Origin of the sequence: Paenibacillus sp. MMO-177 (assembly GCF_037147795.1) — a bacterium.
GTDB lineage: Bacteria > Bacillota > Bacilli > Paenibacillales > Paenibacillaceae > Pristimantibacillus.
Map to the genome: position 1 here is coordinate 1 of NZ_JBBCUR010000020.1, position 13,540 is coordinate 13,540.

Below are 13,540 nucleotides of genomic sequence, written 5' to 3' on the forward strand. Positions count from 1 at the left end.
TCAGATTCCGCCTCACGGCGGACACCCTTGCTCTTGGCTAACGGTAGGCGTTCGCCAGCCCCCGTTCGGGACTTTCACCCTAGAGATGACGCCCATGCTGGGCGTACACAACAAAGAGGCTGCCAAATGTGGCAGCCTCTTTCAACCAAGTAACAATACTACTCCTTAACCCCGCCAAGCGCTACGCCCGCGATAATGTAGCGGGATAACAGGAAGTAAATAACGAACAGCGGCAGGGCCGTTAACGCCAGGCCCATATAGATCGAGCCAAACTCCGTCTTGTAGATATCGCCCCGGAGCAAGCTAACCATAATCGGCAGCGTATACTTCGATTTGTCCGTAAGCAGGATGAGCGGCATAAACAGGTTGTTCCAGCTTGCCACAAAAGCGAAGATCGCTTGCGTCGCAACCGCCGGCATCATGATCGGAATAATGATCTTGTTGAAGGTTGAGAACTCCCCTGAGCCGTCAATACGCGCTGCTTCAACGATCTCGAGCGACAAGGTTGCGAGCAAGTACTGGCGCATGAAGAACACGATGGCCGGCGCCGCTATCGCAGGCAGAATCAGCGGCAGAAAGCTGTTCGTCCAATGCAGCTGGTACATAAATTGATAGAAGCCAATCGCGCTTGCCTGCGCCGGAATCATCATGACGCACAGGATAAACGTAAAGAACGCTTGGCGCCATTTCCAGTTGTACACAACAAGCCCGTAGGCCGTCAAAGAAGAGAAATAAACGGCGCAGACGGTTGATGTTGCCGAAATAATGAACGAGTTCAGGAACCCTTTTAACGGATCAAAGCTTTTGCTGGTCAGCACGTCCCAGTTAGTCTTGAGATGCGTGGAAGGAATCAGCGACAGGCCGCTTTGAATTTCCGCCGTAGAACGCGTTGCATTCACGAACATCACCCAGAATGGAAGGATGCTAAGCAGCGCAAGGCCAATGCAGACAATATAGATAATGGTCTTGTTGATGCCCCGGGAGACCGTTGCCGTTCTCTCTATTTTCGCCATCCCTCACACCCCCTTTGCCGCTGCTTTTGCAGCTTTCTCTTGCAGCTTTAGCTGCTTTCTAAGCTTTGCCTCGCCGCGGTCGCGCATCAGGTAGAACAGGAGCGCGGACAATACGGCCGCTATGAGGAACATAATCATGCTTGCCGCTGCGGCTTTGTTATACATATAGGCTCCCTTGAACGCTTGCCCGTAGATAAATACCGACGTCGTTAAGGTCGCATTATCCGGACCGCCTGCCGGCGTAATAAACAGCTGCGGGATATCAAACATCTGCAGTCCGCCGATCATGGAGGTAACAAGCGAGTACAGCAGGATTGTTCGAAGACTTGGCAGAGTCACGCGGAAAAAGGTTTGCGTACCCGTCGCCCCGTCAATGGCCGCTGCCTCGAACAGTGCCGGATTAATCCCCATTACGCCTGCAATCAGAATAATCATCGTATTGCCGTACCACATCCAGAACTGAATGAACGAAACAATGCCCCTTGCGGTATTCTTATCCTGCAGGAATTGAATCGGAGCGTCGCTCCACCCCAGTGCGTGGAACAAGCTGTTCACCGGTCCCATCGGATAAGCGAACAAGGTGCTGAAAAGCACGGCGATCGTACTCGCCGTGATAATATTCGGCATGTAGAGCAGAACCTTAAAGGCGCCTTGCCCTTTAATATTGAGGCGTCTGTTGGTGAACCAGGCCGTAAGCAAGAGCGCAAGGCCGATCTGCGGAATAAAGTTTGCGATCCAGAGGACAAAGGTATTCACTAGAGATTGCTTGAACGAAACGTTGTTAAGAATCAGGTCTTTAAAATTCCCAAACGGATTATCCAGAATATGAACCTGCTTCGGAATAACCCCTTTCATATCCGTGAAGCCGATAAAAGCCGTGTAAAGCGTTGGATACAAAGAGAAAATCAGGAACGCGAGTATAAAAGGAATGCTGAAAATATAGCCGTATTTCGAGTAATTGACTCCCTTGCGGCGCATGCTCTCACCCCATCAATTGATATAAAGGGGCGGGATCATGCTCCCGCCCCTTGGCGCCTATTATTCGCTATCCAGACCGAGCTGGTCTTTAACCGTTTGCTTGAAGTCCTTCAGCGCAGCCTCGCGGCTCTTGCTGCCGGAAGCGTAAGCACGAACTTGGTCGCGCCAGATCAGGTTGATCGATTCGTCGTATTGCGTCAGGTTTTTGCCCGTTGCGTTTTTGTTAGCCGGAACAAAAGCATCAAACATGTTTTGTCCGCCGAGCAATGCTACTTCGCCGTTCGACTTCGACATAACGACGGAGGAAGCTACGCTATCCTTCGTGCCTTGCTCGCCTTCCTTCATCGTGCCGTTAGCCCAGTAGTATTGGAGACCCGTCTCGGAAGTATCAAGCGTAACCCAGTTGATGAAGTCCGCTACCGCTTTCTTCTTCGCATCGTCCTTCGTTACGTCTTTGTTGGCGAGCAGCCAAGTGCCGCCCCAGAAGAAGCCGGTTGGCGGTTCGGTAACTGCCCAGTCGCCATTTGTATCTTTGACTTGATCCTTCATAACGTAGTTAATAAGCCATGCCGGACCAAAGAAACCAAATACCGGTTTCGCGCCCTTGCCGGACATATCCGCGTACCAAGCTTCCTGCCAGTCCTGCGTTCCGTTGCTGTAGCCGTTGTCTGTCAGCTTCTTGGAGAAATCAAGGAATTGCTCGCGTTTCGGATCGATATGCAGCTTGCCGTCTACAACCCAGCCTTGATCGGAGCTATTCTCGATTGGATGCCAGATGTCGCCGTCGCCGGATACAATCGCGTAGCCTTTTGCTTTCAGCTTATCCGCTGCCGCAAAGTATTTCTCCCAGCCTGGGCCCACTTCGTTCTTGATTGCTGCCGGATCATCCGTTCCGAATACGTCCTTGGCTATCGAACGGCGATAGATAAAGCCGCCGCCGGTTGCTTGGTAAGCAAGACCTTTCAGCTGGCCGTCCTTCGAGCCGATATCAACGGAGTATTGGGCGATCTCCGCGTCTTTAACCATTTGGTCGGTCAGACCCAGATCCGCATAGTTAGCGGCATAGCTGGATGCATCGCCTTGCGTATATTTCAGTACAAACGCCGCTTCAGCAGCGTAAATGTCCGGAGCGTCTTTGCCGCCGCCGGCCAAAGCCTGGTCAAGCGCAGGCTGATAAGCGCCGTCGGTTGTTGCGATTACCGTTGTTTTAAACTCTACGTTTGCGTCAGGATGCGTTTCGATGTACTTTTTGGTCATGTTCGGAATCTCATCCGTGAAGCTCCAGAGATTGATGGTGACTTTCTTGCCATCGCTTTTTGCTGGTTCCGCTGATGCTGTCTCAGATGCTGTCGGGCTTGGGCTAGTTGAGTTTGAGTTCGAATTCGAGTTTGAATTTGAGTTTCCGCCGCATGCCGCGAGAGCCGTTGTCATCACAAGCAGTGTGGAGATCCCCATTAAAGCACGTTTCATTCGTTTCATACTTTGCCTCCCTTTTAATGATCCTTGTTTTTTTGCGTTTATTATGTAACCGCATACATATTATAGAACCAACATTTGCCAGGCGTAAGGAATCCATTATTGGGAAAAATTCCACTTTTATTGGTTTTTATTCCCAAAGTCATAGGCACCCGGTAACGAAAAAAGGCACCTTTCGCCCTTCGACGATAGGTACCTTGTCTTTGTTGGTTACAGCCACCAAATGAGCGGTATGCAAAACAGCGGCGTCAGGATGCTCGACAGCCCCATGGCAAAGGCGCTGATTCCGCCTTGAATCTCGGAGTCGCGCATTATGCGCGCCGTACCGATGCCGTGTGCCGCGGTGCCCATTGCGGCTCCAATGGCCAGATCATTGCGGAACCTGCACATCTTGAGTATGGCAGGTCCAATCATGCTGCCCAGGAGACCTGTCAGTACGGCAAAAACACCGGCCAGCTCCGGCGTTCCGCCCAGCAAATCCGCAACTTCTATCGCAATAGGCGTCGTAACCGATTTGGGCAGCATGGTGAGCATGACCTGCTTGGAACCGTGAAGAAGACTAACGAGCCCCCATACCGCAAGCAGTCCGCAAATTAATCCGGCGCTGACGCCTGCAACAATGGGCATAAGCTGATCTCTCAGCTTTTGAAAGTTTTTGTAAAAGGGAACCGCTAGCGCAACCGTAGCCGGCCCAAGGAAAAAGGTAATGATCTCTCCTCCCTCACGGTAGGCTTCATAAGGAATACCGCAAAGCAGCAGCAGTAAGATAATACCTCCCGAGGTCACAAACAACGGGTTTAACCATTTAAAGCGGCTATTGAGGAGCTGGGCCCCCACATAAAATAATACCGTGATCGTAATGCCGAATAACGGCTGATGAAACCAGGCTTCATTCATAGGTATGTTCCTTTGCTTTTCCGGTTTGCCATGCCGTAACGCCGGCTGTCACCAGAATGACGATTATTGTGCTGGCAGCTAACGCAACCGCTATGACGAGCCACTCTTCTCCGATCACGCCAAAGAACATCATCGTACCCACGATAACGGGCGCAAAAAAGATCATCATATGCTTCAGAAAAAATTGTGCCGTCTCCTCGATCCAAGCCAGCTTCACCCATCCTGCAAACAGGCTGATGACAAGCAATACCATACCGATGACGTTCCCCGAGATCGGTACGGACAGCAGAGAATGTATCAAGTTGCCCAATAGTGTATACCCCAGCAATATGGAAATTCCTCTCATATATTGGTTCTCCTTTTTCGTATAAGTGCTTGTTAATAGCTTACCAGCAAGGTGCATAACGATAAAGAGCCCGCCGGTAATCGGCGGGCTCTTTATCATTTCTATCTACCGTCGGATAAATCCGAAGATAATGGAACTAGGTCAAATGATAGCTGGAAATTTGATTTTCACTCCATAAATACATAATTACGTTTTTGTTTTTATAATCTAGAATGGTTCCTTTAATTCCAGTTCCGAACTCATACAAAGAATTCAGTGTAACCGAATCCAGGATATATTGACGACTTACTAGATTTATCAAGAGTTTCCCATCCGAAGAGATTTTCGCTGTAGGTAAAGTATCTCCTTCGGGCATTTTAAAATTGGATAGTGTGCGTTTCTTTACCAATCCATTGGGGTTATAATAGCTTAATTCATTTGTAGAAAAATTAATAAATAGATAACCATTTCCAGCAGAGATAGCTAGTCCATTACGATCCATTGATCTTGTCCATATAGACTTCCCCGAAGAGGATAAGCCAATTAATGCTTGCTTCTGCTTAGTCTCGGGAGTACTAGTTGAAAAAACTAATGTGCCATCCGTCAATGAAAAAACAGTATAATCATTAACGTAGCTCCCTTTGGCAAAAGAGTACGTATAGATCTGCTTCAAAGCGGAGTCGTAACCTATGACTTTTTCAGATTCCGTCGTTTTAGTTAGAGCCTTAATGACGATTCTGTCCCTCGTAACGGTTACAAGCTTGCCAGCAAGAATCTTATTGAACTTAGTGTTGCCATTTGAGTCGAATCCCAAGAGTTGTACGGATTCCTTCCCAACGATAGAAGACTTTACAGCTGCAATAACTAAGGTCCCATCATTCAATCGATAGAGTTTTCCATTAAAAGGAATGTCTGAAACCACTTGCTTGCTCCATTTCTCCTTACCTGCAGCGTTGACAGCGAATAACAGTTTCTCAGAAGAAAAATAGGCAAAGACAGTACCATCTGGAGTATAGATAAATGGATCTTTCGTACTTGGCCATCCATATCCAGGTTTTGCAAAAGAAAAGATCCACTTAATTTTTCCGTTAGTCTGATCAACCGCGCGAAGTGTATCAGGGGTCCACACTTTCGTTTGAGAGGCTTTTTCCTCTCCTACATGAAGGTAAACGGTGTTGGTGCCGGGAACCATATAAATATCTTCTTGAATTGGTATATAATCTGCATTTGGTTTCTGTGTCCATACTTCCTTCGGCAGTTTATCGTAACTTTTGGCATCCACACCCCCTATGATCCCCATACTCATTACGAGAACCGCAAATACTGTAGTTAATAATTTCTTATTCATTTTTTCACTCCCATCTTCAATCTAAATCAAAACTTACAATTGGTTCCAATTAAATATTTTATCGGTAAATGCTTGTTATTTATTTACATGTTTTTCCGCGTTGTATTTGTGATGTCTAAGACTGATTCATACATGCTTTTGATCCCAAACTAATTACACTAACTATTAACCCCACTAACCTGTAACGCAAAAAAAGGTACCTATCGTCAAATAACGATAAGCACCTTTATGTTAACTACGTTGCGCACTAGCAAAAGCTATCTCAGCTTAACAGGCAAGCCCGTTCTTGCGGATTCATTAGCTGCCATCGTCACGCGATGCGTCTCCCAAGCATCCTCGTAAGTGGACAGAATCTGGCTTCTGTCGCCTGTTCTGACGGCATGAAGGAACGCTTCATTCTCCCGTACGTACGGATTGTTCGAGGATCTGTACTCGGTCTTCTTATCGACTTCGATATCCACAAGGGCTTCGCCCGTAACCTGCAGTACGCCCGTGTTCGTGTAGATTTGAAGTCCGGCATGGCCCCCAGCCGGAATCGCGCACGTATTGCTGATCGTTGCAACGGCCCCGCTAGCCAGCTTGATCGTTACCGTACCCACATCCGGCACCGTAACTCCCTCTTCTACCTGAGCCATATGTCTGCTGCCATACGCCGCATAGACTTCATTCACTTCGCCAAGCAAATAACGGGTCAGATCCACGATATGCGTGGTTTGCTCCACGAACTGTCCGCCGGAAGTCTCCATCTTGCGCCACCAATATACGCCTGGCATCGAGCCCATCCATTGACCTAAAGCCATCAGCGGAGTACGGTCCGCAAGAAGCTCCTTCGCGTGGTTTGTGCTGTCCATATAACGGAAATGATAACCAACCGATGTAATAAGTCCTTTATCTGCAATCGCCTGACGGATCCGGGACGGTGTCTCCTCGTCTACGCCAATCGGCTTTTCGACGAGAAAAGGAATTCCCCGCTCCGCAAGCGCTAATTCAATCTCGCCATGAGCAAAAGGCGGCGTGCAAATATAAACCGCATCCAGCTTGCGGTCCTCAAGCATCGCTTCAATCGTGTCGTAACCGCGAGCGTCGCTATAAGGCCTTGCTGCCGTTTCCGCCTTTTCGAGGCTTGTCCCGCAAAAAGCGCTGACACTTACCCCTTCCATCGCAGCAAGCTTTTCCGCATGCATCCGTCCAAACCAGCCCGTTCCCGCAATACCAATCCGAAGAGTCACTCTACATTCCCACCTAACGTCGTAGTTTTTAGGCCTTCCCCCTAATGTTTACCTGCGTCCCGGTGGATGTCAAGGAGTTCTTTGCCGCCAAGCGGCAGCTCGACCTTAAACGAGGTTTTCCCTTCGGCACTCGCCGCGGAAATCTGGCCATGATGCAGCTCGACAATGTTCTTGGCGATCGCGAGGCCTAGACCCGAGCCCCCGGTATTCCGGGAACGGGACTGCTCGCCGCGATAGAACCGTTCGAACAATAACGGAATAACCGAAGCCGGCAAAGGCTCGCCGTAATTCACGATCTCAACGACCGCCAGCCCCCTCTCGCTCCATACCGCGATATCGATCTGCCTGCCTTCTTTTCCGTATTGAATGGCGTTAACGACCAGATTCTCGAACACCCTGACCAGCTTGTCTCCGTCCGCATCGACGAGGATCGAATGATCCGGAAGCGCCAACCGGCACTTCACCTCCGCCTGCTCGAATTGCAAGCGGAATTGAGCCGCCAATTGGCCAATCATCTCGACCAGATTGATGGGGGACAGCCGAAGCCCTATTCCGCCGCTTGTCCTCGTATATTCGAATAAATCGTCGATCATCGTCTTCAGACGAGTCGATTTCTCGTACGCGATTTGAACGTAATGCCTCAGCTCCACCTCATCCCGGTAACGGTCTTCTTCGATCAGGCCCAGGTACCCGACAATAGACGTTAACGGCGTGCGCAAATCGTGGGAAACGTTGGTCACAAGCTCGGCCTTTGTCCGTTCCGTGCGCCGCTCCTCCTCGATGGAGAGCTTAAGCTGAGCAGTCATTTTATTAATATTTTCCGCCAATGCCCCAAGCTCGTCCCCGCCTCTCACCGGTAACCGGGATTCGAAATCCCCCCCGGCAATCTGTTCGATTCCTTGCGAGATTCTCATTAAGTAACGGATTGTCGAACGGCTTAAAGCAAAGAAATAGATGAAAAAAAAGACAAGGCTGACGGTAATATACGTCGTTAAAAGTCCAAACCTATCAAAGACCTCCCTCAGCAGAGGGGACAGATAAAACATATCGCTGCTGTAGGCGGCGATCGCGGCCAGATACAGCAGCCCCGTCGTGAAGAACGAGGCAAGCGCGCTTAGCCCGAACAGATACAGCATTTTAAAACGAAGGCTTTTCCACGGTTTACGGCTCAATTTTGTACCCTACTCCCCACACGGTCTGAATCAGCTTGACGCCGCCCAGCTCGCTCTCCAATTTATCCCGAAGCTTGCTTATATGAACCATTACGGTGTTGTTGGATTCGAGGAACTTGTCCTTCCATACCGCTTCGAAGATCGCCTCCGCGCTAAACACCTGCCCGGGATGGCTCGCAAGCAAGTACAAAATATCAAACTCCGTTGACGTCAGGTTAATCCCCCGGTCCTCCACCGTTACGGTATGCGATTTCTTGCTTATTTTCAGGGAATGAAGCTGGATGATGTCCTGATCCTGCGCCGTTTGAAGCTGTGGGTTCAGATAAATCGACCTGCGGAGCAGCGACTTGACCCGTGCAATCAGCTCCAGCGCGTTAAACGGCTTCACCATGTAATCGTCCGCGCCTGTCGTCAGCCCCATGATTTTGTCCATGTCCTCGGCCTTGGCGCTCAGCATCAGGATCGGAATGCCGTACTCCGCGCGTACCGCCCGGACCACCTCGAGGCCGTTCATCTCCGGCATCATAACGTCGAGAATCATCAATTGGACGGATTCCTTGGCGATTAGCTCCATAGCCTCCCGGCCGTTGCCCGCTATAAGCACCTGATAGCCTTCGTTGGTCAGATAGATTTTGATCAGCTCCGCGATTTCGAGATCATCGTCCGCGATCAGAATTTGAATGGTATTCATGAGATCTCCCCGTCTATTTGGTTAATGAATGTGGCTATAGTGTATCAGAAATATTCTCCAGAGCGGACACCTCCAATCACAAATAAGAAATTCTTAAGGTTTCCTTTAGGATGTCTTACGAACCTCTCAAGCCGTGCGCGTTATCTTGGATATAGAGCAACGGACAAGAATAATATCCGGAGGTAGGAATAGATGAAAACAAAGTTATACGTGCTATACGGCGGAAAATCCGTCGAACATGAAGTGTCGTTAAAAACGGCCGTCACCGTCCTTCAATCCATTAACGAAAGCCGCTACGAGGTTTATCCCGTCTACATTACCCGCGAAGGCTTGTGGTGCACGCCGGGTCATCTTGCCAAGGATGAGTTGTCGATTGAACGGCTGATTGCGCAGCCTGCGTTTCCTGATCCTGCCCTTTCTATCGGCGAGATTCTGTCGGGCATTATGGGACTGCCCGGTCCAAAAGTCGTCTTGCCGCTTCTTCATGGTCCCAATGGAGAAGACGGTACGGTACAAGGCCTGCTGGAGCTGTTGAACGTTCCTTATGTAGGGAATGGCGTGCTTGCTGCCGCATTAACCTTGGACAAGGCGATGTCGAAGCAGATGCTGGCCCAAGCCGGCATTAACCAGACGGAATATCGGGTGTACCGCCATGAGGAGTGGACAACGGATCAGGGAGCCGTATTGCGCAGGCTGGAAGATGCCATTGGATATCCGTGTTACGTGAAACCAGCCTCCCTTGGCTCCAGTATCGGGATCAGCCGGTGTACGAACCGCGGAGAGCTCCTAGCCGGGATCCGCGAAGCTTTTTCTTATGATAAAAAGCTTGTTATTGAACGCGAAGTGAGGGGCAGAGAAATTCAAGTCGCCGTTATCGGCAATGAGAGGCCTCTAGCCTCCCTGCCCGGCGAGTTTATCCATGACCATATTTTCTTCGATTACGAATCCAAATACATGGACAAGCGGCTTACCATGCAGATTCCCGCCAAGCTGGCGGACGGCCTGACTCAGCGAATCCGCGAGCTGGCGGTCCGCGCCTATCAAGCTCATGGCTGCGAGGGCCTTGCCCGCGTTGACTTCTTCCTTGATAGAGAAGGCGAATTGTATCTCAACGAGATAAACGCCCTTCCCGGTTTTACGAATTTCAGTATGTACCCGGTCATGTGGGAACGCACGAACGGAACAACCTATTCCGAGCTGATCGAACAATTAATCGGGCACGCCATCGCCCGTCACCAAAATAAACAAACCATTCAATATACGAAATAAGCGAGGTGAGCCCTATGTTAAGAGATACTTGGGCTGAAATTAGTTTGAGCCGTATTCGTGAGAATATGCTGAACATTCGCCGGTCACTGCCCGGTTCGGTGAAGCTGATGGCTGTCGTAAAGGCGAATGGCTACGGGCATGGCGACATCGAGTCAGCCAAGGCCGCGATGAGAGCCGGCGCGGATTATTTGGCGGTTGCCTACCTGGAAGAAGCAATACGGCTGCGCGATGCCGGATTAAAGCTGCCGATTCTCGTATTAACGCCGATCCGGCCTGAGCTTGTGCAATTGGCTCTGAAGCATGACCTCTCCTTAACCGTAACAAGCGCCGCGTGGTTTTCCGAGATGCGTGTCTTTAAGCCGTACGGCTCCCCAGGCAAGATTCGGGTTCATGTGAAAATGGATACGGGGCTTGGGCGAATCGGCATCCGGACGAAGCAAGAATGGGATGAGCTTGTTCCGTGGCTGCAGGCTGAAGATGTTGAGGTGGAAGGTTTTTATACTCATTTTGCGACGGCCGGGCAGGAGGACACCCGCTTTCTGGAGCAGCAGGCTGCCCGATTTCTCGATATGAAGGAATGGGCATGCTCTTCAGGACTTACGATCCGTCATTATCATTGCGCGGGCAGCGTTGCGGCGCTGAGATTTCCTCATCTGGCAATGGATATGGTGCGGATCGGAGCGGCGATGTACGGCTTTTACCCCGCCAAGCTTGCTTGTCCGGTAAAGCTGGAGCCAGCCCTAAGTCTTCATAGTGGTCTGATTCAAGTGAAGAAGCTGGCTAAAGGGGAATATATCGGCTACGACAATTCCTATCAGGCTAAGGAGGAGGAATGGATCGGAACCGTGCCGATCGGTTATGCCGACGGCTGGGCGCAGCGGATGCAAGGCACGGATGTGCTCATTGGCGGCCTTCGCGCCCCCATTGTGGGCAAAATCTGCATGGATCAGCTGATGATCAAGCTTCCCGGACCATGCGCGGAGGGAACTCCGGTTACCTTGATCGGCTCCCAAGGCGGGGAGCGTATTACGTTTGCCGAGCTTGCCGCCCATATCGGCAGCGTCGCGCAGGAAGTATCCACTTCGCTGGGAACAAGAGTTGCGAGAACGTATAAAGATATCGAGGAGGTACGTACAAGATGGGACAAAACAACTTGGCCAAACGACACCAGTCAGGCCGTCATATAACGTTTCACACAACCATTCAAACCGCCAATTCCGGCGTTCACAAAGGACATTTGGTCTTGATTAATCGGGACTATCCAATCCGGCAAATTCCTTCTTCGGACCGTTTGGCGCCAATTCGATCGTTCCCGGCTATCCACACGCTGAAGGATGGCATGAGGTTAGAGCGAACCTGCTTACGCCAGTTGGCTGAGCTTCTTGAGGCCAGCCAAGGGATAGACGATATAATCGCGGTCAGCGGCTATCGAACCAAACAAGACCAGGAGCAGATTTACAGCTCCTCATTAGCCGATAACGGAGCGGACTACACAGCGCGTTATGTCGCATTGCCCGACCGGAGCGAGCATCAGACGGGGCTGGCTATCGACGTCGGCCGGCTCAGCAAGGAGATTGATTTTATCGCACCGGCGTTCCCGGACACGGATGTTTATAAGTCCTTTAAGCAGCTTGCCGCAGGCTTTGGTTTCATTCAGCGTTACAAGGAAGGCAAGGAAGCCCTCACTCAAATCTCGTGCGAACCTTGGCATTTCCGTTACATCGGCTGCCCTCATGCTGAGATCATGGAGCGGAACGATTGGTGCCTGGAGGAATATATCGACGCGATTAGAAGCTATATGTACGGCAACGAACATCTTTTATTCGAGGATGATCATTCATGGGTTGAAATCTATTACGTAGCGGCGGATGCGGGAGCCTCTACGTCAATTCCCCTTATCCCATGCGACCGTTTCAGCTTGTCGGGGAACAACATAGACGGCTTTATCGTGACCGCTTTTAGGGATAAAAGCAGGCGATGCCATGTCTAGAACGGGATACGGCGGGCTCGATTGGCTTAAATTCGCCGCCGCTCTGCTCGTTGTCGCCAATCATACGAGCCCGCTTCTGTCATATAGCGCAACCGGCGATTTTCTTGTAAGCAATCTGCTTACGCGCATTGCCGTTCCCGTCTTTTTTATGACAGCCGGATTCCTATTGTTCCGCAAGCTGACGGGAAATCCGTTAACGGATCGGAAGGCTGTTCAAGGCTACCTGCTGAAAATTGTAAAGCTCTACGCGATTGCCATTGTCCTGTACATTCCGCTGAACTTATATACCGGTTATTTTTCCGATTCCTTAACGGCGTATTCCGTCATCAAGGACATCGTGTTTGACGGAACCTTTTATCACCTATGGTATTTGCCGGCGTTACTAATCGGCCTGTTGATAACTTGCACGATGGTGCGGTTCCTGCCGATGAACGCGGTGCTGGCTTCGGCCGCTCTTTTGTACACCGTCGGGCTGCTTGGAGACAGCTACTATGGCATTATGCACAACAGCTCAGGGCTGACCCCTATCTACGAAGGCATGTTTAAGGTGTTTGATTACACCCGCAACGGGCTGTTCTATGCCCCTATTTATTTGGCGATGGGAGCTTCGGCAGCCAAGCAGCCTTCTCCGGCAAGAAAGCCGACCGCGAACGCGGCTATGTTTGCGGGATCGCTTGGACTCATGTTCGCCGAAGGGATGCTCCTGCACTCGTCGGGAATTCCGCGGCATGACAGCATGTATGTGTTTGCGATTCCCGCTACCTATTTCTTATTCCAATGGTCCATGCAGTGGAAGGTTCCGGCCAGCAAAAGGTTCCGGGAGTGGCGGACTTGGGTGTATATTCTGCATCCCTTGGCCATCGTGCTTGTCCGCGGAGCAGCGAAAGCAGCGCATCTGGAGCGGCTGTTTATCTCGAATAGCCTGCTCCATTTCGCCGCAGTCTGTCTGCTGTCCATTGGGATGTCCGCGTTTAGCGTATGGCTGTTGGCAATTATCCGGAAACTCAAAGCTCCTATCCGGATGTGGATAACAACTCCTGTGGACAAGTGGATAACACTTCGAAAATGAACAGTTGTCCGACAGAAAGCGTTCTTAATATGTGCATAAGTTTGTGAATAACTGTGGGCAACACGTTTGCTGCTTAGGCTTAT

The 13,540-nt window shown here is 50.5% G+C and carries 13 protein-coding genes; 4 read left to right on the forward strand and 9 right to left on the reverse strand.

Annotated elements, in window-relative coordinates:
• Nucleotides 1–158: 158 nt before the first annotated feature.
• From WFK81_RS30035 to WFK81_RS30075, 9 genes are all read right to left on the reverse strand, one after another.
• Nucleotides 159–1,013, reverse strand: a complete 855-nt coding sequence (locus WFK81_RS30035; protein WP_336790991.1) for a carbohydrate ABC transporter permease — start codon at nucleotides 1,011–1,013, stop codon at nucleotides 159–161.
• 3 nt (nucleotides 1,014–1,016) lie between these two features.
• Nucleotides 1,017–1,991: a carbohydrate ABC transporter permease gene (locus tag WFK81_RS30040; RefSeq protein WP_336790992.1), complete on the reverse strand. Its 975-nt coding sequence runs from the start codon at nucleotides 1,989–1,991 to the stop codon at nucleotides 1,017–1,019.
• A gap of 60 nt (nucleotides 1,992–2,051) precedes the next feature.
• Entirely contained in the window at nucleotides 2,052–3,470 is a 1,419-nt protein-coding gene (locus tag WFK81_RS30045) for an ABC transporter substrate-binding protein (protein WP_336790993.1), read from the reverse strand.
• A 207-nt stretch (nucleotides 3,471–3,677) separates the two neighbouring features.
• On the reverse strand, nucleotides 3,678–4,364 hold the full coding sequence (locus WFK81_RS30050) for an LrgB family protein (RefSeq protein WP_336790994.1): 687 nt from the start codon (nucleotides 4,362–4,364) through the stop codon (nucleotides 3,678–3,680).
• A complete protein-coding gene (locus tag WFK81_RS30055; protein WP_336790996.1) occupies nucleotides 4,357–4,710 on the reverse strand; it encodes a CidA/LrgA family protein in 354 nt (117 codons plus the stop codon). Before WFK81_RS30055 ends, WFK81_RS30050 begins: the two co-directional genes overlap by 8 nt.
• A gap of 136 nt (nucleotides 4,711–4,846) precedes the next feature.
• Entirely contained in the window at nucleotides 4,847–6,037 is a 1,191-nt protein-coding gene (locus WFK81_RS30060; RefSeq protein ID WP_336790997.1) for an outer membrane protein assembly factor BamB family protein, read from the reverse strand.
• A 257-nt stretch (nucleotides 6,038–6,294) separates the two neighbouring features.
• Nucleotides 6,295–7,266 carry a Gfo/Idh/MocA family protein gene (locus tag WFK81_RS30065; RefSeq protein WP_336790999.1) on the reverse strand — a complete coding sequence of 324 codons (972 nt, stop codon included), beginning with the start codon at nucleotides 7,264–7,266 and terminating at the stop codon, nucleotides 6,295–6,297.
• A 41-nt stretch (nucleotides 7,267–7,307) separates the two neighbouring features.
• Complete coding sequence (locus WFK81_RS30070) at nucleotides 7,308–8,438, reverse strand: sensor histidine kinase (protein WP_336791000.1); 1,131 nt, start codon at nucleotides 8,436–8,438, stop codon at nucleotides 7,308–7,310.
• Nucleotides 8,428–9,129 carry a response regulator transcription factor gene (locus WFK81_RS30075; protein ID WP_336791001.1) on the reverse strand — a complete coding sequence of 234 codons (702 nt, stop codon included), beginning with the start codon at nucleotides 9,127–9,129 and terminating at the stop codon, nucleotides 8,428–8,430. The genes WFK81_RS30070 and WFK81_RS30075 overlap by 11 nt, the downstream gene beginning before the upstream one ends.
• 192 nt (nucleotides 9,130–9,321) lie before the next feature.
• Here WFK81_RS30075 and WFK81_RS30080 point away from each other — a divergent pair, with 192 nt between their 5' ends.
• From WFK81_RS30080 to WFK81_RS30095, 4 genes are read left to right on the forward strand one after another with little or no spacing between them, the layout of a single operon-like run.
• On the forward strand, nucleotides 9,322–10,398 hold the full coding sequence (locus WFK81_RS30080) for a D-alanine--D-alanine ligase family protein (protein WP_336791003.1): 1,077 nt from the start codon (nucleotides 9,322–9,324) through the stop codon (nucleotides 10,396–10,398).
• Between the two features lie 14 nt (nucleotides 10,399–10,412).
• Entirely contained in the window at nucleotides 10,413–11,585 is a 1,173-nt protein-coding gene (gene alr / locus WFK81_RS30085) for an alanine racemase (protein WP_336791005.1), read from the forward strand.
• The gene (locus WFK81_RS30090) at nucleotides 11,537–12,388 is read left to right on the forward strand and encodes a D-alanyl-D-alanine carboxypeptidase family protein (protein ID WP_336791006.1); all 852 of its coding nucleotides are present in this window, start codon (nucleotides 11,537–11,539) and stop codon (nucleotides 12,386–12,388) included. The genes alr and WFK81_RS30090 overlap by 49 nt, the downstream gene beginning before the upstream one ends.
• On the forward strand, nucleotides 12,381–13,457 hold the full coding sequence (locus WFK81_RS30095; RefSeq protein WP_336791008.1) for an acyltransferase: 1,077 nt from the start codon (nucleotides 12,381–12,383) through the stop codon (nucleotides 13,455–13,457). The genes WFK81_RS30090 and WFK81_RS30095 overlap by 8 nt, the downstream gene beginning before the upstream one ends.
• Nucleotides 13,458–13,540 lie beyond the last annotated feature (83 nt).